The sequence below is a fragment of the Sphingobacterium zeae genome (genome assembly GCF_030818895.1).
Taxonomy (GTDB): Bacteria; Bacteroidota; Bacteroidia; order Sphingobacteriales; family Sphingobacteriaceae; genus Sphingobacterium; species Sphingobacterium zeae.
The window spans coordinates 523,927-544,140 of the sequence record NZ_JAUTBA010000001.1 but is presented as its reverse complement, the minus strand read 5'-3'; the positions used below and the strand labels follow the sequence as shown (position 1 = coordinate 544,140).

At 40.5% G+C, this 20,214-nt stretch carries 18 protein-coding genes and 1 tRNA gene; 2 read left to right on the top strand and 17 right to left on the bottom strand.

Annotated elements, in window-relative coordinates; all coding sequences use genetic code 11:
- Positions 1 to 3: 3 nt before the first annotated feature.
- On the bottom strand, positions 4 to 1,113 hold the full coding sequence (locus QE382_RS02385) for an MBL fold metallo-hydrolase (RefSeq protein WP_307184527.1): 1,110 nt from the start codon (positions 1,111 to 1,113) through the stop codon (positions 4 to 6).
- A complete protein-coding gene (gene dcd, locus QE382_RS02380) occupies positions 1,113 to 1,649 on the bottom strand; it encodes a dCTP deaminase (RefSeq protein ID WP_307184525.1) in 537 nt (178 codons plus the stop codon). Before dcd ends, QE382_RS02385 begins: the two co-directional genes overlap by 1 nt.
- A 118-nt stretch (positions 1,650 to 1,767) precedes the next feature.
- Between dcd and QE382_RS02375 the strand changes: the two genes are divergently transcribed.
- A complete protein-coding gene (locus tag QE382_RS02375; RefSeq protein ID WP_307184524.1) occupies positions 1,768 to 2,418 on the top strand; it encodes a 4'-phosphopantetheinyl transferase family protein in 651 nt (216 codons plus the stop codon).
- Positions 2,419 to 2,519: 101 nt separating this feature from the next.
- Positions 2,520 to 2,591: transfer RNA gene (locus tag QE382_RS02370), tRNA-Glu, on the top strand.
- A gap of 113 nt (positions 2,592 to 2,704) precedes the next feature.
- Here the strand turns inward: QE382_RS02370 and QE382_RS02365 are convergent.
- The 15 genes from QE382_RS02365 to nuoF all read right to left on the bottom strand — a co-directional run bounded on the left by QE382_RS02365 (position 2,705) and on the right by nuoF (position 20,214).
- Positions 2,705 to 3,688: an ISAon1 family transposase gene (locus QE382_RS02365; RefSeq protein ID WP_370877871.1), complete on the bottom strand. Its 984-nt coding sequence runs from the start codon at positions 3,686 to 3,688 to the stop codon at positions 2,705 to 2,707.
- A complete protein-coding gene (locus QE382_RS02360) occupies positions 3,681 to 4,034 on the bottom strand; it encodes an ISAon1 family transposase N-terminal region protein (RefSeq protein WP_307184523.1) in 354 nt (117 codons plus the stop codon). The genes QE382_RS02365 and QE382_RS02360 overlap by 8 nt, the downstream gene beginning before the upstream one ends.
- 332 nt (positions 4,035 to 4,366) lie before the next feature.
- The gene (locus QE382_RS02355) at positions 4,367 to 5,713 is read right to left on the bottom strand and encodes an ankyrin repeat domain-containing protein (protein WP_307184522.1); all 1,347 of its coding nucleotides are present in this window, start codon (positions 5,711 to 5,713) and stop codon (positions 4,367 to 4,369) included.
- 17 nt (positions 5,714 to 5,730) lie between these two features.
- Positions 5,731 to 6,927: an ankyrin repeat domain-containing protein gene (locus tag QE382_RS02350; RefSeq protein WP_307184521.1), complete on the bottom strand. Its 1,197-nt coding sequence runs from the start codon at positions 6,925 to 6,927 to the stop codon at positions 5,731 to 5,733.
- Between the two features lie 151 nt (positions 6,928 to 7,078).
- Positions 7,079 to 7,858 carry an enoyl-CoA hydratase/isomerase family protein gene (locus QE382_RS02345; protein ID WP_307184520.1) on the bottom strand — a complete coding sequence of 260 codons (780 nt, stop codon included), beginning with the start codon at positions 7,856 to 7,858 and terminating at the stop codon, positions 7,079 to 7,081.
- 4 nt (positions 7,859 to 7,862) lie between these two features.
- Positions 7,863 to 10,403, bottom strand: coding sequence for a DUF5686 family protein (locus tag QE382_RS02340; protein WP_307184519.1), 2,541 nt, complete (start codon positions 10,401 to 10,403; stop codon positions 7,863 to 7,865).
- Positions 10,404 to 10,609: 206 nt separating this feature from the next.
- Positions 10,610 to 11,986: an NADH-quinone oxidoreductase subunit N gene (locus QE382_RS02335; RefSeq protein ID WP_307184518.1), complete on the bottom strand. Its 1,377-nt coding sequence runs from the start codon at positions 11,984 to 11,986 to the stop codon at positions 10,610 to 10,612.
- 17 nt (positions 11,987 to 12,003) lie between these two features.
- Positions 12,004 to 13,446, bottom strand: coding sequence for a complex I subunit 4 family protein (locus QE382_RS02330; RefSeq protein WP_307184517.1), 1,443 nt, complete (start codon positions 13,444 to 13,446; stop codon positions 12,004 to 12,006).
- Between the two features lie 14 nt (positions 13,447 to 13,460).
- Positions 13,461 to 15,380 carry an NADH-quinone oxidoreductase subunit L gene (gene nuoL / locus QE382_RS02325; RefSeq protein WP_307184516.1) on the bottom strand — a complete coding sequence of 640 codons (1,920 nt, stop codon included), beginning with the start codon at positions 15,378 to 15,380 and terminating at the stop codon, positions 13,461 to 13,463.
- Between the two features lie 19 nt (positions 15,381 to 15,399).
- Positions 15,400 to 15,729: an NADH-quinone oxidoreductase subunit NuoK gene (nuoK, locus tag QE382_RS02320; RefSeq protein ID WP_209578304.1), complete on the bottom strand. Its 330-nt coding sequence runs from the start codon at positions 15,727 to 15,729 to the stop codon at positions 15,400 to 15,402.
- Entirely contained in the window at positions 15,729 to 16,226 is a 498-nt protein-coding gene (locus tag QE382_RS02315) for an NADH-quinone oxidoreductase subunit J family protein (protein WP_209578303.1), read from the bottom strand. Before QE382_RS02315 ends, nuoK begins: the two co-directional genes overlap by 1 nt.
- An 11-nt stretch (positions 16,227 to 16,237) precedes the next feature.
- Positions 16,238 to 16,747 carry a NuoI/complex I 23 kDa subunit family protein gene (locus tag QE382_RS02310; RefSeq protein ID WP_294186073.1) on the bottom strand — a complete coding sequence of 170 codons (510 nt, stop codon included), beginning with the start codon at positions 16,745 to 16,747 and terminating at the stop codon, positions 16,238 to 16,240.
- A gap of 12 nt (positions 16,748 to 16,759) precedes the next feature.
- Positions 16,760 to 17,800: an NADH-quinone oxidoreductase subunit NuoH gene (nuoH, locus tag QE382_RS02305; protein ID WP_307184515.1), complete on the bottom strand. Its 1,041-nt coding sequence runs from the start codon at positions 17,798 to 17,800 to the stop codon at positions 16,760 to 16,762.
- 8 nt (positions 17,801 to 17,808) lie between these two features.
- Positions 17,809 to 18,828: an NADH-quinone oxidoreductase subunit G gene (locus QE382_RS02300; protein ID WP_307184514.1), complete on the bottom strand. Its 1,020-nt coding sequence runs from the start codon at positions 18,826 to 18,828 to the stop codon at positions 17,809 to 17,811.
- 30 nt (positions 18,829 to 18,858) lie between these two features.
- Complete coding sequence (nuoF, locus tag QE382_RS02295; protein WP_307184513.1) at positions 18,859 to 20,214, bottom strand: NADH-quinone oxidoreductase subunit NuoF; 1,356 nt, start codon at positions 20,212 to 20,214, stop codon at positions 18,859 to 18,861.

Below are 20,214 nucleotides of genomic sequence, written 5' to 3'. Positions count from 1 at the left end.
TTTTTATTGAACTTCCCGCCACCAAGGTGGATATACTTTATCCAATCTATTAAAATACACTAATTCTCCTATTTTAGGCGTAAGCAGATTGATATTTTCTTTATCAGCTATTTCGTAAAATTTCTCCATTGGTTCTTTCCAATCGTGCATGGCCAGAGCGAATTTCGAAGAATGTACGGGTAAAATAGCTTGGGCCTTCAAATCCTTCGTTTCCGCAGCCCATTCATCTGGTAAAGAATGGATGTAATGCCAAGCATCATTATACTGCCCACATTCCAAGATTGCTAAATCAAATGGCCCAAATTGATCACCTATTTTTTTGAAATGCTTACCATAACCACTATCGCCCCCCAAGAAAATAGTATACTTGGAGGTTTTTAACACAAAGGATGTCCACAAGGTAGTATTTCGTGTAATTCTTCGCCCCGAGAAGTGCCTTGCTGGGGTAAAGGTGACCTGAAAATTAGCTCCTAGTTGTATGTGGTCGTACCAATCGCCTTCTATGATCTGATCAGCCTTATATCCCCAAGATTCAATATGTGCTCCAACACCAAGCCCACAAATAACCTGGCCAACTTTATTCCTCAATTTCACAACAGTGTCATAGTCCAAGTGATCATAATGATCGTGAGTGATAAACAAATAGTCGATTTTAGGAAAAAGCATCGTCGCATAGTCAACTGACATCTTAAAGGCATTATTGCTACCTGGCATAGGGGAAGCATTTTCGCTGAAAACAGGATCCACCAATATTAGTTTTCCATCTAATTTTAACACATATGAGGAGTGGCCGAACCATATCAGAACATCGTCTGGGGGGAGATTTTCTAAATCACAGGCAACAACAGGCAACACATCGATAGGTTTCAAGCGGGGATTTTTGTTGAAAAGAAAATCCCAAAACAAAGCGACTACATTGACATCGCTTTTCAACGATGGCGTTACTTCGAGATTATGAAAATTACCATTTTTAAAATTTGGAGACTGTTTCATCCGCTCAAGTCGAGCACCCTTGAAACTTCCACCAAAGATAGGATGAATAAAATAATAAAGTATGCCGCTGATAAGGATAATCAATAGCGTCGCTAATATAATCCACCCAATCGTTCTCATTAGAAATTATTCTTCCACATCATGGATTCGACCGGACGAATTGTCTTACCGTTATATTTTGCATTACCTTTGGTATTATAAAATGTTTCGATCTCCCCTTCTACCGCAAAATAGATTAACTGTCCTATAGGCATCCCTGCATAAACGCGGACCGGTTGAGCTACAGAAATTTCTAATGTCCAGGTATTGCAGAAACCGACGTCGCCCTTTCCTGCGGTTGCATGGATATCAATCCCTAAGCGGCCAGTACTCGATTTACCCTCTAAAAAAGGGACATGCTTATGCGTCTCGGTATATTCTTGTGTAACACCTAAATAGAGCGTATTGGGTTCTAAAACGAATCCATCTTCAGGAATTTCAAAATGTTGAATTTCATTGTGCTTTTTTGCATCCAGTACACGGTCTGCGTACGTCGCCAAATATTTGCCCAAATGTACATCGTATGAATTTGTCCCCAAACACTTACGATCAAATGGTTGAATGACAATACTGCCATTTTCAATCTCTTCGAGAATTCTTTTATCAGATAAAATCATGTGTATCAAAATAGCAAAGGCATCAGGCCATGCTATACAAATTCAAAAATACAGTTCTCCCACTAATTTTACTTCATTTTTCAAAACAAAAATCTGCGATTTGTTTTTAAATTTGGACATGAGTCTAGTATATCTACGTGAAATTGATAGCCAAACCAAATTTGCAATTTGGCGAATTGAAGAATCTGACGATGATTTGATGTCGAAGCTTCAGTTGGATGAACGTGAAAAAGCAATATTGGGTTCCTTCCATATCGGAAAAAGAAGGCTCCATTGGCTTGCAACTCGTGTGTTATTGCGAACGCTATTAAATACATCCCGCTATATTGAGTGTCCTTCCGATCCGAATGGCAAGCCTTATCTCGCTAATTTTCCTCAGAAAATATCACTTTCGCACTCATTTGAGTATGCGGCTGCAATGATCAGTACCAAGGGAGAGGTTGGTATTGACATGGAAATCATCAACACAAAAGTAGAGCGCATCCAGCACAAATTTCTAAAGCCTGAAGAGCTCGCTTTCATCACCCGTGATGAGAACCAATATGAGCAACTTTATGCATGCTGGTGTGCCAAAGAAGCTATTTACAAGCTCCAAGGGAATGCGGGTGTCTCTTTCCTAAACAACATGACCATACAGCCATTCAACTATCAAACGCAGGGTATATTAAAACTTGAACTAGACAGCAATCAAAAGAAGCAAATTTATGATGTGTATTACGAGAAATTCAATGCATATATGCTTGCTTACGCTGTGGAACAGGACATTTAAAAAAATAATTTTTCTCAATTTCAATGAATTAGCTTTCTAACTGCACTTTTTTTTTGCGCTTTTTGAAAAAGCTTCTATATTTGCATCATCGAAAACGATATGGCCCGTTCGTCTAGGGGTTAGGACGCAAGATTTTCATTCTTGAAACAGGGGTTCGATTCCCCTACGGGCTACAAAAAGCGACTTCCAAGGAGTCGCTTTTTTAGTTTATGCCCTTATCTTCCCAATGCCATGCCTGTTTAAACAACTGGGGGATCATACCGAAAGTTTGGGGGGGTAATCATTTTTAAGCATACAATTTCATTACCCTATATAGGAAAAATGTTGTGTCTCTTACGCCGCGGAATACGCTCCTGAAAGCTTTGAGTTTTGCATTGAAGGACTCTGCGGATGCATTGGTGCTTCTGTTGTCGAAGTAGTGGAGAATGTATTGATGATGCGCTGCAATGGATCTTGCGACACTCTCGAATGAAGCAATACCCGCGTTCTCAACCTGGTTGTGCCACAAGCCTAACTTTGTGAAAGCAACTTTTTTATCGCTGCATTTATTGAAGATATCACCTAAGGCAATTCCAAGATCATAAGCCTGTTTTAACTTGGGGAACCTGATAAACAGCAGTTCTGCACGGCGTTTTTGGCTTTCTGACCATCGGCTTGAATGCTGGAACAGCAGGTATCTCGATCTAGCTAATAGCTGTTTGAGCGTATCACCATTAGGTAACAACTCGGGCTCATATGGAATACCCCGTTTTCGCAATTCCATTATTTTCTTGCTTTCTGCATCCAAGACTTCCCATCGATATTTGATACGGAGTTCCTGCACGGCATCATATGCAAGCTTTTGGACATGGAAGCGATCGACTACACGTCTAGCATTCCTGAAACATCTACGGATTGCCTTAGCCATGTTCGGCGCCATATCCATGGTCACTTCTTTTACCTTATTCCTTGAGCGCAGGGGAATCCGTTCAAGAACAGTGATAATATCTTCGGCCTTTGTTCCCTTGATAGTTGCCAGAATAGTCCCTTTTCGGCCTTTAGCCGACTTACTGCTTATGATCGTGTAAAGTTCACCGTTACTAAAGCTGGTCTCATCAATGCTTGGCTGTTCGGAGATGTTTTCTGCAAACAATGTCCAGCTCTCGGCATGCGCCTTCTGGTTCCAGTCATGGAAATCACTGAGATGGTTCTTGTATTGATCCTGTAGCTGTTTACCGTCCATCTGGAAGAATAATCCTACCAGTTGGGCACTTACAGGATGGTTATCCAAATATCTTCTTTAAAAAAAGCCCGAATTCCGTAGTCATTCGAGCACCCTCACGTACTAGGTTCCAATTTCTTGTGATGATCTCTCCGGTATCAAGGACTGTCCATCGACGGCGGCGGATATGTAGCGTAACTTTCTGACCTCGAATGGGAAAGTCTGAAATCTCAGTGGAAGGAATGAAGCCCTTTGACTCCAACTTGCTGTTCTCATAGCCTGTCGGTGCAATATTAAGCTCATCTAAATAAATGTGGAGCTGATTGTCAACCTGATCGACTGCTAAAATCTGAAAGTATTCCAAAAGCCCTTCGGGCATCAATAGAGACAATAATTTACGTTCGGCTTCTTCCAAGAGATATCTGTATTAAAAACGCTAAACTAAGAAATTTTTGACATTCCCCCCAAACTTTCAACTTGATCCTAAACAACTGGGATCCTTTTAAAAATCCATTAATCCATGTGGACTGTGATTATATGCTGTTAACTAAATCTTCTATACCTTATCGCAAACAAGGAATACCCTGATTTCTTAAAAGACTGTTTAAGATAAGATGAACTTCACCAGCTTCAACATAATCATGACACAGTAGATATGAAACAGTAATAACCGACCGAAGAAAAGTTCTATTTGAAAGTGATTGAGAAGAATTTAACAGCGCAAATTTAAAGCGATCGGCCAAGATGCTAATTCTTCAAGATCTTAGCTTTCTCGGTATCAAATTCTTCTTGATTGATAATTCCTGCGTCTAATAAATCTTTCAGATCAAATAGCGCCTGCTTTTTTTGTGTCATATCCATTCCTGCAGGCCTTTCAGGTATTACCTTTTTACTGGCGCTGACCGGCCCGTCCCCCACAGCATTGGTTTGCGCACCGAAATCAATCAGTAATGCGGTTATTTCATTATACCCCTGCATATTGGAATAATCTATTGCTTTCTGTTCCAAAACATTCGCTATATCTGTTACCGCCCCGTTGGACAAGAGATACCGCAACACATCTTTTTTACCATAAGCAGCAGCATAATGAAGCGCGGTGTTGCCTGCTGCATCCTGTTTATCGATCGTTGCACCACTATCCAAAAGCTGTTTGACCAAAGATAGGTAGCCCATTTTTGTGGCCGTATGTAATAATGTCTCCCCCGCATAATGTGGTTCAAATCCGAGTATAAATGTACGGCCGCCTGTCCTAGCAATCAACTTCTCCAAATATTGTCCATCCTTTCCGTCAAATGAATCCACGGGACGTGCGTAATCCGGAGAAAGACCTTTTTCTAAGAATAATGCAAGCAACTCCTTTTGATTGCTATTACATACATACCATACTGGAGAAATGCCCTCCGCAGATTCAGCAAAAATATCACTTCCCTGTTCCAACAATTTTTGGGCAAGAATGCGATTCCCATTTTTTACTGCAAGCAGTAAGGGGCCCTCGCTTATGTCATTGAGTATATTGACAGACGCACCATTATCCAATAACATGTTCACAATAGGAACAGAGCCCAAAGCCACAGCCAAATTTAAAGCGGTGTTGCCTTCTTTGTCTGTTGTGTCTACACGAGCGCCATTTTCAACAAGCAACTGTACTACGGGTGGATATTTTGCCTGGACAGCCAACAGTAAGGGTGATTCAGCGCTATTATTTAAAGCATTTACATCCAATCCCTGTGAAATCAGTTTTTCCATCATTTCCTGTTGTCCTGTACGCGCTGCAATATGAAGCAAGCTATTCCCCAAAAAATCATTGATTAACATATTGGCATTATTTTCCAATAAATAGACTGCCGTTTGCTTTTGCTTCTGTAAAAGGGCAAAATACAAAGGGGTTTCACCCCGATGATCTTCGTAGTCCAAGGTAGCACCTGCCTCCACTAACTTTTTCACCAAATCTAGATACCCCCGATGCGCCGCATAATGTAATGCTGTACGGCCCATTTCATCGGTGTAAGATACATCGACTTGATGCTTTTCCAGTAAGATCTCCGCTATCTTACGTTTCCCACTTTCACAAGCAATTATAAATGATTGAGACATAACTTTTTTACACTTATTTATTGTTTTAATAACCATTCGACTGTCTTCATCTTGAGGTTATCCTCCATAGCGTAATCAACAGCCTTTTTATCCAATCTATTTTCTGATTGAGGATCGATCCCCTCGCCAACAAGATATTTCACCTTTTTATAAAGCTCACGGGCTTTATTTTCATCGTAATTGAGATTTTCTTGACAAACCTTATGCAATAAGGTATTACCCTCATTATCCATATAATTTAGATCTAAAAATCCTTTGTCCACAATTTCTTGTATAACCAAAAGTGACTTTTCTGCCAGCCAATCAACTCCTGTTTTTTCCTTCTGGTACCACGTCGAGGCTGTCGTCAGATCAGCACCGTGTTCCAAAAGCAGGACTAGAACGGTTAGATTAGCCTCACTGTCGGTATGCATTCTGCGAAGGAATGCATTGAGCAAGTTTTCACCTTGCTTATCGACGCTATGAAAATCTGGCTCTCCATAATTGAAGAGCGTCAGCAGTAAACCTGGATTAAAGTGCCTAATCGCAGCATAATGAAAAGCACTTTCCCCATGCCAATCCTTTAAGCCTGGGTCTGCTCCAGCATCCAGTAATTTAACTACAGCGTCAGTTTTCAAGGTATCAACAGCCATATGTAACGCTGTTTTCTGTTCAACATTGGCAATATTCGGATCTAAGCCCTCCGCTAATAACCAATCGACAAGCTCGCTAATACGCTCGTTGGGCTGCATACGTAAACTACACACTTTAAAAAGCAATGTTTGTCCATATTTGTCCATTCGCTGCAAGTCAGCACCTGCCTCATAAATAAGTTTTAAGAAAGGCATTGCCACATTTTCCTGCACAGCATATTCCAATAAGGTACTACCGTCCACTTCTTCATCAATATCATCAACCTGAGCCAAATAACTTTTGATCCAATTTAAATGGATGTCAAGTTGTGCTTCGGATGTTAGCTGAGGCTTAAATAAGGTATTGATCACAGATGTGCTCAAACGATCGTAATCGTATAGATCAGTTGAGATTAGCCCCTTGTGCAAAAACCGATCTAGGATTTCATAATGCTGAGATCGAATCAATTGGCTCACTAAACTATTCAATTCGTACTCCTGAAACTCAATTCTGCTGTCTGCTGCTGCGACAGTCTGTTCCATCTTTGCAATTTCATCTTTGCGCGAAAATTCAGCAAGTGCTCTTAGTTCGTTATTTGTCATTTTTTTACTGGTGTCAATCTAAACACGAAACCAATATGGTTCAATTAAAAACGATTTAACAAAAAAAATAGTATGAATACCATTTAATATAAGCTACGGAATCGGTATAAAACTGTAACCTAAAAGGATAATAAAAAATTTCTTTAGGACGCTACTCAAAATTGGGTGTCCTTTTGGCTAAAAATGCAGAAACACCTTCTTTGAAATCTTCTGTACCGAATAAATGTCCAAAGGCGTCCATTTCAACTTTGCTTCCATTTTGTTGTTTATCCTCTGCAGCGTTAATCGAAGTTATTGCATTTGCTACTGCAACGCGAGAGCGCGTAAATATTTTTTGAAGTATTTCCTCCGCTCGGGCAATGAGTTTATCCTGTACGACCACCTCGTTTACCAATCCTATTTCATAAGCCTGCTGAGCATCAATCATATCACCCGTTAAAATTATTTGCATGGCTCGCCCTTTTCCAATCAATTTGGGTAAACGTTGCGTACCGCCATAACCTGGAATTAAGCCCAAAGAAACCTCTGGAAGCCCCATTTTAGCATTCTCAGAAGCTATACGCATGTGACAGGCCAAAGCGAGTTCAAGCCCTCCACCTAAGGCGTACCCATTGATAGCAGCAATAACTGGCTTCGGAGAGTCCTCAATAAGATCCGAAAAAATAATATGTCCCCTTTCACTCAGCCATCGCGCCTGAATAACAGACAAATCCAAAAATTCCTTGATATCTGCTCCTGCCGCAAATGCTTTGTCCCCAGCGCCAGTCAGGATTATGCCTCGTACTTGATCGTCGGAATTGAAATGTTTGAAAAGATCTTGTAAATCATCCAGTGTTTGCTGATTCAAGGCGTTCACCTGTGGTTCGCGATTAATAAAGATGTAGCCTATACTATCTTTAATAGCGTATTTTAAACTTGAATATTGAACCATATTGCTAAAAATTAAAATGTAAAGATGCCGTAAAGGTATCGGAAGGAACCCCTTCGCCGCCTCTATAGCTTAATCTCTTTTTATACTCTAATCTAATCAATTTAAAGATATTATCCACCCCCACAAGCCCTTCCACATAAGGTTTGTTACGGAATGCCTTTGTTTGAATAATGCCTTCTTTATCTGCTTCAAATTGAATATTCTCGGGAGTAACAAATGGATTATTCGCATCACTCAGCTTTCCATAAAAAGTCTTAAACCCTGTTACTTCACGCCACTTTAACCTTCTGAACAAGGGAATTCTATTGAAAAAGAAACCGTTCCAATTGTGATAATAAGTTAGCTTCAAAAACTGGTCGGAAGCAAATTCCGAAGATGCCATCAGATCAAAGTTCACCAAAGGTCCGTGCTTATCTTTTGTGACCTCTGGAAGTTCAAGCAAGGTATAAGGCAGGTGCTTACCCCAAATTCTTCCTCCTGAAAATTCGAGATCGGCCTGACCTGCCGGAGATAAGAATAATCGTTTGAAAATACTGAACCGCAATGCATCATAACTATAATCAGCTCCCCAAAAGCCTTTCAAACCTTTGTTATATTGCAGGGTAAAGATGGGATACTTATTTTCTACAGTACCCCTGTCTAAATTATGATAGGTAAATTCTTCATTTGGAGCCCAGCGTAAAATCAGCTGCAGATCATTTGTATTTACCTGGCGAACTGTATCGGGCAAAGGTAAACTATTGATATAGAACAAATCACCACGGGGCTGTCTACGGGTGTGCGTAAATGCCGTTCCCACGCTAACATGATTCCCAAATTCGATCAGATGATCTACGCGATAGATGTCATTAAATTGCCATTTGTTAGGCCTATTTCTCCCAAAAGAACGGAAGAATCCATCGCCTTTCAAGAAGCCCAAACCCCGCCCTGGTTCCATCACATCATGTTGTACAGTAAAGCGCAAATAATTTGCAGGAAACTGAACAACACGTTCACCATTCAACGTAAAGGCCGTACTCAAGTAATATTTAAGTTCTTTATCTTTATCTCCATAAGCAGTATACCCTTCAATATAAGCTTTTTCGGAGAATAAACGAGTTGTTCGACCACTTAAGCGGAACCGATTACCTTCATAATTATTACGGCTGTATAGATATTCAAGAGGTCCAAATTCAACTTTGCCAGCATTATAATAGCCCTTTGCCAGTAAATAACCTAATGCAACCAACTGATTAAAAGATCGCATATTTTGTACCGAATCAACTTTTTGATAGGCCCCTAATTCCGCATGGCTTAAGGGACTCGGTCTAATCCGCACTAGGGGCACTTGTGCCGAAGATTTAAGAAGATACCTTTTTTCAATAGGTACTCCGGCAAAATTCTCACTCGATATGGAATCCGTACGATGTCCTAGGTATTGGGTTTCTCTGCGTCCATATAATACATCGGACTTACTACCGCCAAATAACATTTTCAGATCTGCATGAACAGGGAGCATACCACCATTTTTAAATTCGCGATAGTTCAGCTCTATCTGTACGTCATTTATCCAATTGATGTTTGCGGCACGTCCTATATTCAATGTCGCGCGATGGACCGCATATCTCGTATCATCCGAGATCAGGAGATCACCGTAGAAAAGCAAATCAATCGCAGATTTGCCTTCAAAATGGAGCGCTATATAATCCTGACCATCGATTTGAATTGTATCTTTGATCTGATAGTTATAAAATGCCGTTGCACCCGTAGCAATTGGGCTCAACACACCTTTGTTTGTAATCTGAATCGTATTATCGTAAAGATCAACATCACGGAGTATTGTCTGAAACCGGGTCTGCCAATTATCATTGTTAAAAAAGCGTGGATTTAATTCTGTTTGATTGTGGCTAATGATAATTTTCTTACTTCGGTCTGGATTATGTGATGAATAGACGTTTGCATAGTTTTCTTCCAGATAGAATGGCGCGATTGTGAGCCCCCGGAAAGCAGTGGAGTCAACATTCTCAAAAAGAAACCGAAATGGTTTTGGAAATTTCTTGGCTTTATCTTCCGGATTGACAAAACCAAACTGTGTTTTCTCGTATTCGTCGAAACGAATTTCAGGAATACGGGTGTAATGGTTCTGGGGACGGTTTGCTATCACCTTTTCAATCAAGGCGATGGCAGGATCTTTGAATTTTTTATTTTTTCTACTGACGACAACCTCCTCTAACGTATTATTAGAGGCTACTAAACGAACTGTCAAAATCGAATCTTGCAGTCGGCGAACATCAATTGTCCTGCGTTCATAACCCACTGCACCGAAGATTAACTGGCGATACTTCTTAATGTCCTGAATTTTAAAATTTCCAAGCGTATCACTACTACCTCCTCGATCTTCCCCAAGCCAGTTAATTGAGACTCTTGCGATACCTTTTCCTGTATGCGCATCCACTACCTTTCCACGAATAAATTCCTGCGCAATTACCCGCCCTCCTATAAAGAGGAATAATAATACACCGAAAAAATGAATAGAAAAAGATTTAACACACACTTTAAACACCATCTGCAAATTGATAGGATTTCTTTTTTACAATATACAATTTGTATGCAAGAGTTATACCAATAAAAGTAAAAAAAGCACAGCGAATCGCCATGCTTAATAAACAACAAGTATTCTAACAGAAATCTTCACTTTTAATCCACGTAATCGCAATGCCGATTACTAAAAGTCGCTATGCGCATTTAAAACATGTATGTTGAATAAAAACTTTATATTAATTTTAAAAGATAATCTGGATATACTCCAATTATAATTGTAAGCACGACTGCAAGGAATAGTACAATTGAATAATTCCACTGCACATTGACACAAGATTCCTCACTATCTCTAAAGTACATCGCAACAACAACCTTTAAGTAGTAATATACGGCAATGGCAGCGTTAACGACGGCTAGCACGAGCAATACAATATGATAGTTCTCCATAACAGAAGAAAACATCATAAATTTACCAATAAATCCGGCAGTCAAAGGTATGCCGGCAAGAGATAGCATAGCAACTGTCATTGCAAAGGCGAGCATGGGATTACGTTTACCCAATCCATTGAACGCTTCAAAATGCTCGGAACCGGTTGTCTTTTTGACAAGGATCAATCCCGTAAAAGCAACAATCGTTGCCAGCGAATAAGCAAGACCATACGCAAAGATGCTGTTGGCTGACGTGGCACCCACAGCTATAATCGCAAACAACATATAACCTGCATGAGAAACACTCGAATAGGCAAGCATTCGTTTGAAAGAAGATTGCATTAACGCTGAAATATTTCCAACAAATAAGGTGAGAATGGCAATAACTAAAAATACGGGTGTCCAAAAATCTTGTAAAGGCAATAGACTATAACTGAATAAACGCAATAATCCAGCAAAAGACGCTACCTTAACCACCGTACTCATATAACTTGTAATCAAAATCGGAGCCCCGTCGTAAACATCAGGTGTCCAGAAATGAAATGGAACAGCTCCAACTTTGAAGGTCAGCCCTACGATTAGAAATAATATCCCGCCATAAAATAAAGGTGAAATCGCCTGAGGATTATTAACAACATATTCTTTGACTTCACTTAGATCAAATGAGCCTGTTGCTCCGTATAGGAGGGCAATTCCAAACAAAAGAAAACCGGTTGAAAAAGCACCCATAATAAAATACTTTAGCGCAGCTTCATTTGATGCTTTATCTCTTTTACGTATTCCGACCAAAATATAAAGTGCTACTGACATAATTTCAATGCCTAAAAAGAGCATCGAAAAATTATGATAACTATTTACAAGAACAGCTCCTGTGAGGGAAAATATTAATAGTGAATAATATTCCGCGACTTGTCCCTCTTGGTCAAAATACCCTTTTGAAACAACAAAGATACATAAGGTAACGGCAATACATAAGATTGAAAAAACGATAGCATAATGATCAAAATGAACCATCCCGCTATAAAGTGGACCGCTGGTCGAATTCCAGTCAAACCATAGGAAACCGATAGCGACAAGAAATCCAAGGATAGAAACAGGCAGTAGCATAGATTTTACCTTGAATAAGCCAAGATAAAGGACCACCAATGCTAATATCGAAAGTGTAATTATTGCACCCATACAATTAAATAAATCTATTATCTGCCTAAAAATGTACTTAAAACTTCCACCGAACTTGCAGAAAGGTTCAATAGGAAATTAGGGAATATACCAATATAAAGAATTAAGGCGGAGACTATCGTTAACACGACAAGTTCGGTACTTTTCACATCTTCAAATTGTTTGGTTCTTTCGGTCGCTTCCCCTAACATGGTCTTTTGATAAAGCCTAAGGATATAAACTGCCCCAAGAATTAAGGTTAAACCTGCAAACACAGCAAACCAAAATCCATATTGAAAAACGCCTTTCAATAATAAAAACTCACCAATAAATCCATTCGTTAATGGTAACCCCACTGCTCCCATACAAATAATCATAAAGAAGATGGCCAACCGAGGCGCCCTGCTTGCTATTCCACCAAGTTCAGTGAGACTACGTGTCTGTGTGCGCTGCTGTATAATATCCAACACATAAAAAAGCCCCATCACCGAAATACCGTGATTTAACATTTGAATAGTTGCTCCACTTAGGCCATTGGTATTCCATGTGAAGACACCAGCACTAATTAAACCAACGTGGGCTATTGATGAATAGGCGATCAATCGCTTCACATCGTCTTGTTTAATGGCAATAATGGAAGCATAAACGATCCCAATTACACATAAGATCATCGCGAAATGACCATACAGTGCAACACCAGCTGGCGCAATAGGCAGTAGCCAACGCATTAAACCGTAAACACCCATTTTGAGCATAATACCAGCCAGCAACATTGTACCTGCTGCAGGTGCATTGGTATAGGTGTTCGGTTGCCAGGTATGAAAAGGGAAAATAGGAATTTTTATAGCGAAAGCGATAAAGAATGCCCAAAATAACCACCGCTGTGTATCTTCCCCCAAATCTAATGCGATAAACGAGGTCCACTCGAAATCACGGTTAGGTACTTGTTGATAGAGATAAAGAATCGCGATCAACATCAAAAGACTACCCAAGAAAGTATAAATAAAGAATTTCAAGTTGACACGAATACGATCTCCTTCACCCCAAAGTGCACAAATAAAATAAATCGGAATCAAGGCAATCTCCCAACCTACATAAAAAGTAAAGGCATCCAAGGCCATAAACACGAGCAATAAGCCCGCTTGCATAAAAGCCATTAATGCATAAAAGTTTCCTTTATAATCCTTTTTAAAGGTTGTAGCAATAATTAGAGGCATCAATCCATTCGTCAATAAGATCAACGGCAAGCTAATTCCATCAACGCCAATATGAAAATGAATATGCAAGGAAGAAATCCATAGCCAATTTTGTTCAAATTGCATTCCGCCATTTGCGTCAAAAGTACAGAGGAACGGAATAGTCAAAGCCAAAGATAGTAATGATAAAATCAAGGCAATAGACTTTGCGGCATTGGTCTTTAAGAACGTTAGAATCAATGCGCTTATTAACGGCAATAAAATAAGTAAAAACAAGTTATCCATCGATTATACCAAAATTAAAGACTCAACAATCCATAGATGAAAATGGCAATCACCCCAATTACCATCATCAATAAATAAAAACCAACATTACCATTCTGCAGCAAACGCAGTACTTTTCCTGTATCAAATGTCGCCTTACCGGCACCATTGACAACACCGTCAATACCACGTTGATCCACAACATTCCCGAAGAAAGCCGAGAGCCAATTTATCGGACGTACAATGAGGCTATCATAGAGCTCATCGACGTAAAACTTATTGTAGGAGAGATTAGCCAAGAAACTTCTCGCTTCTCCCTCTTCAGGTGACTTTTGTCTTTTAACATATTTATTAAAGGCTAAAGCAACCATAATCAATACACCAACTACCGAAACGGCCATTAATAGGTATTCAGTACTATGTTCCAAATGATGTGTTGCTGGCATTATAGCCTTTCCCTCTATAAACACCGGTGCCAGAAAATCCTCAAGCCAATGATTACCCCCCAAAACCGCTGGTAAATTGATCACACCCCCTATCACCGAAAGTACAGCCAGCACAATGAGTGGTGAGGTCATACTCTTTGGAGATTCATGCAGATGATGCCTTTGCTCTTCCGTACCACGGAAAGTTCCAAAAAATGTCATAAATAACATCCTAAACATATAGAATGCTGTCATTAATGCGCCGATAAACCCTAAACCCCATAAGACTGGACTAGCAGCAAATGCCCCGGCCAATATTTCGTCTTTGGAGAAGAAGCCAGAGAATGGTGGAATTCCTGAAATCGCGATTGTTCCCATCAACATCGTTAAATAAGTAATTGGCATAGCGCTCTTTAGTCCTCCCATTTTACGCATATCTTGTTCCTCACTCATACCATGTATGACAGATCCCGCCCCAAGGAAAAGCAATGCCTTAAAAAAGGCATGTGTCAATACGTGGAAAAATGCTCCTGTAAATGCACCTACACCAAGGCCAAGAAACATATAGCCCAATTGCGAAACGGTGGAATAAGCTAATACTTTCTTTATATCATTTTGCGTTAGTGCAATCGCAGCAGCCAGCAGGGCTGTACAAATAGCGATGACAGTAATAAGTTGTAAGGTGAATGGTGAAAGGATAAATAATATATTGGAACGCGCAATCATATAAATACCCGCCGTAACCATGGTCGCCGCATGGATCAGCGCTGATACCGGCGTTGGTCCAGCCATGGCATCCGGCAACCAAGTAAACAAAGGTATCTGCGCCGATTTACCTGTTGCGGCAATAAACAACAAAATAGTAATGCTAACGACTGTGATATCACCAACAGCAAAATTCTTAGCCGCAGGAAATACAGTCGAAAATTCTAACGAGCCGAAAGTGCCTAGTATTAAAAATACCGCAAGTAAAAAACCTAAATCACCTATTCTATTCATCACAAATGCTTTTTTGGCCGCATTTGCATACGAACTATTCTTATACCAAAAGCCGATCAATAAATAAGAACATAGCCCTACACCTTCCCAGCCGATGAACATGATCAGGTAATTGGATCCCAATACCAATAGCAACATAAAAAAGATAAAGAGATTCAAATAGGCGAAGAACTTACCAAATCCATGATCATGATGCATATAACCGATGGAGTATACATGGATAAGAAAACCGATTCCTGTAACGATCAGCAGCATGATGGCACTTAGTGGGTCTACTAAAAAGGACAGACCGATCTTGAGATTGCCCACCGCAATCCAGTCAAATACATGTTGTTCAATAATACCTGCTTGTCCAGCTTGTCTCGCTTGATAGACTTCGGAGAAAAGAATACAGCTGCACACAAAAGAAATAAGCACTACAGCGCTGCCAACAGCACCTATCATACCTTTGGATAAGGCATTCCTACCCAATCCGTTCACAATAAACCCGATTAAGGGCAAAAGGGGAATCAACCAAACTAATTCACTCATCGTATTTATTTCTTAAGTTCTACCAACGCAGTTTATTTAAGGAATCGATATCCACAGACTTCGTATTCCGATATACCATAATAATAATCGCTAGGCCTACGGCAACTTCTGCCGCTGCCAGCGCCATGATAAAAAAGACAAAGACCTGTCCAGATGAATCGCCATGCTGTACAGAAAATGCTGCTAAAAGAAGATTGACCGCATTCAGCATCAATTCAATGGACATCATGATAATGATGACGTTACGGCGAATAAGAACACCAATAACACCAATAGCAAAAATAATCGAGCAGAAAATCAAGTAATGATTTATTGGCACCCCTTGCAACTGTTGAACAACTGTTTCCATTAGATTTGTTTAGGTTCTTTCTTAGCTAATAATATCGCTCCGATCATTGCTGTCAATAACAATAGCGACGATAACTCAAACGGGAGCAAAAATTCGTTAAACAACACTTTTCCCAGATTTTTGACCAATCCGATCTCTGGATTTACGACGGTCAGTGGATTTGAAATATCGAATACACGGTACACGCCGAAAAAAGTCACCAGTAAGCAACAGCCTGCGATAACGCCCATAAACTTGACTAAATTCGATTTCATGGGTTCGGTATCCTTATTCAGGTTGAGCAACATCAGCACAAATAAAAACAAAACCATAATGGCCCCCATATACACAATGAAATTCACCACAGCCAAAAACTGCGCATTCAAAAGAATATAATGTATTGTAAATGTGAAAAACGTAATGACCAGATACAATACACTATGCACAGGATTTTTGGTAAAGATGGTCATCAGCGCAAAGAAAATAGACAAGAAGGCTACAAAATAAAATACTGTCATAATTTCCTGGTTTAGCTCTTTAATTTGGTAATATCAAAAGTCGGTTCAACCAATTTGTCTTTTCCATAGATAAAATCCTTGCGGAGATAATCTGCGGTCACATGGGGACCGTCCAAATAGATCGCTTCTTTTGGGCAAGCCTCTTCACAAAGGCCACAGAAAATACAACGCAACATATTGATTTCATATACTGACGCATATTTTTCCTCGCGATAAAGATGCTCCTCCCCTTTTTTACGCTCCGCAGCGGTCATGGTAATCGCCTCCGCAGGACAGGATAAGGCACATAATCCACAGGCTGTACAACGTTCGCGCCCCTCTTCATCACGTTTGAGCGAGTGCTGCCCTCTAAAATTTTTCGAATAAGGTCTTATTTCCTCAGGATATTTAATGGTTGGTATTTTTTTAAAAAAATGCCTTAATGTAATTCGCAAACCTTTTACAATAGCCGGAAAGTAGATTCTTTCGGCGAATGTCATCGGTTTTTGTTCAATTACTTTTTTACGATTGGTTAGTTGCATAAAAGTCCTTTCTTATGAGAAATATGTGTCTTTAATCAATGTAAATACACCTGTAAGTACGATATTGGCAATCGCCAATGGGATCAGCATTTTCCAGCCCAGATTCATCAGTTGATCATAGCGGAAGCGCGGTAATGTCCAGCGCACCCACATAAAGAAAAAGATAAACAGCAATATTTTAATGAAGAATACAACCACTCCGAGGATCGTGATCATATTGGCAGACAATCCCAGATCATTCATAAAAGGGAAATTATAACCACCAAAATAAAGTGAAGCCATAAGTGCCGAGGAGACAAACATATTGATGTATTCGGAGAACATATAGAGCCCCAATTTCATAGAAGAGTACTCCGTATGATAACCACCAACAAGCTCCGTTTCACATTCTGGTAAATCAAAAGGTACCCGATTACATTCTGCAAAAGCACAAACCATAAAGATGATGAAACCCAATGGTTGCGCCCAGATATTCCAATTGACAAAACCCGACTGTTGCGCAACGATTTCCTTCAGGGAGAGGCTTTGTGTCACCATTAATAAAGCGATTATCGAAAGCCCCATCGCAATTTCATAACTGATGCTCTGTGATGCTGCGCGAATAGCACCCATCAATGAAAACTTATTATTTGACGCCCAGCCGCCCAACATGATTCCATATACACCCAATGCTATGACACCAAACATATACAAAATACCGACATTAACATCGGCCACCTGCAAAGAAATCGTTCGATCTCCAATCTGTAACTCCTGTCCCCAAGGAATAACCGCCGAGCTGATACAGGCCGTTATAATAGCAATGGTAGGCCCTAGGATAAAAAGTGCCTTGTGTGCACCAGCGGGTATAATTTCCTCCTTAAAGAAGAACTTCCCGCCGTCGCATAAGGGCTGCAAAATTCCAAATAGACCAGCCCGGTCGGGACCATATCGATCCTGCATAAAACCGGCAATTTTACGTTCTGCTAGCGTAGAATACATCGCAATTAACAAAGTAACTACGAAGATGATAAACACCAGTATTAATTTTTCTATGACAAAAGACCACTCCATATTCGTGATTATTTCAATTTTTCTGTTCTAGCCAACTGTTCGCGATTTTTTTCCTGCAGTACCGGATTTTCCTTAACGACTTTAGGTGGATTAAATAACTCGTAATGATTAGCCGAGATAACCGAATGTGGGTCTATTTCTGTTGGCTCCTCCAATATCCAATCACTTGTTTTTTTCTGATCATAGCGGCAGGTATTACAAATAAACTCTTCCACTTCGCCAAATTCATCCTTTCGCGCGGTCACCCGAATAACCTCTTCCCCCTTATACCATAACGTTACCTTACCTGAACAAGTGGGGCAATCGCGATGTGCATCAACCGGTTTGGTAAACCATACTCTATTTTTAAATCGGAAGGTTTTATCCGTCAGAGCGCCCACAGGACACACATCAATGACATTCCCAGAAAAATCATTATCAATCACATTTTCGATATAAGTAGAGATCTCTGAATGATCACCTCGCCCTAATATACCGTGTACACGCTGATCGGTCAACTGATTGGCAACATACACACAACGGTAGCATAAGATACAGCGATTCATATGCAATTGGATCTTATCACCCAGATCGATACGTTCAAAAGTACGCCTGTCGAATTCGTAACGCGTATGTGCACTACCGTGTTCGTAACTAAGATCTTGCAATTTACATTCACCTGCCTGATCACAGATTGGACAATCCAAGGGATGATTGATCAATAAGATTTCAACAACACCTTTTCTTGCTTCCACCACCTCTGGCGAAGTAATATTTTGTACTTCCATACCGTCCATCACCGTTGTACGGCAAGATGCAACCAATTTTGGCATAGGCCGAGGATCTTTTTCCGATCCCTTCGATACCTTTACCAAGCACGTACGGCACTTACCGCCACTTCCCTCCAATTTGGAGTAATAACACATTGCCGGAGGGACAATATCACCACCGATCTGTCTCGCAGCATTTAATATGCTTGTCCCAGGAGCAACCTCTACAGGTATACCATCGATGGTAACTTTAAACTTTACATCTTCCGCTTCTGCCATGATATGATTTATTTAGCGTTACAGCTTCTATTATGATACTATTGGTTGTAAAGGATCAGCATAATGTGCCAGTCCATAATTCCGTGTTTGTGACTCTTCCGGATGAAGGATATGCCATTCAAATTCATCCCTAAAATGTCTTATTGCTGCTGCCACAGGCCATGCCGCAGCATCACCGAGTGGACAGATTGTATTTCCTTCAATTTTTCGCTGCACATCCCACAGCAAATCAATGTCTGACATCGAGCCATGTCCGCTCTCGATCTTATGCAGCACCTTCTCCATCCAACCCGTTCCTTCACGACAAGGCGAACACTGACCACAACTTTCATGATGATAGAATCGCGCAAAGTTCCACGTGTTACGCACCACGCATTGATCCTCATCAAATACGATGAAACCACCCGATCCAAGCATTGTACCCGTCTGGAAGCCGCCATCAGCCAACGACTCATAGGTCATCAATCGACTATTTCCAGCGGCAGTTTTCAAAATTAAGTTGGCTGGTAAAATAGGGACCGAAGAGCCCCCAGCCACAACAGCTTTTAGTCGCTTCCCATTGGCTATACCACCACAATATTCGTCTGAAAAAATAAACTCTTCCACAGGCAGACCAAGTTCAATTTCATAGACACCTGGTTTTACAATATTTCCGCTCGCAGAAATCAACTTTGTTCCAGTACTACGTTCTATACCGATCTTTGCATACTCATCGCCACCCAAATTTATAATCGGAACCGTCGCTGCGATTGACTCCACATTATTCACCACGGTGGGGCAATTATATAAGCCAGCAATTGCGGGAAAAGGAGGTTTTATACGTGGGTTACCTCGTTTGCCTTCTAAGGACTCTAATAAAGCCGTCTCCTCACCACAGATATAGGCTCCGCCCCCCGGTTGAACATAGATTTCTAGATCATAACCCGAACCTAAAATATTTTTACCCAAGAACCCTTTTTCCTTGGCTTCAGCAATAGCACGCTCCAGAATTCTGATCTGTGGCATCATCTCTCCACGCACATAGATATACGACGTGTGAGCCCCCAAAGCGAAGCTCGATATAATCATTCCCTCAATAAGTGCATGCGGAATATGTGTCATTAAATAACGGTCTTTGAATGTTCCTGGCTCAGACTCGTCGGCATTACAGACCAAATAGCGTGGCACGCCCTCAGGTTTAGCCAAAAAGGACCATTTCATCCCCGTAGGAAAACCAGCTCCCCCACGGCCACGTAATCCAGACTTCTTAACCTCTTCGACAACATCCTCAGGAGACATTGTCTTTACTACTTTTTCAACAGCAACATAACCACCTTTTTGTCGATAGACCTCAAAGGTATTGATGCCAGGAACATCGATATGAGTCAACAAAAGTTTACGTGCCAT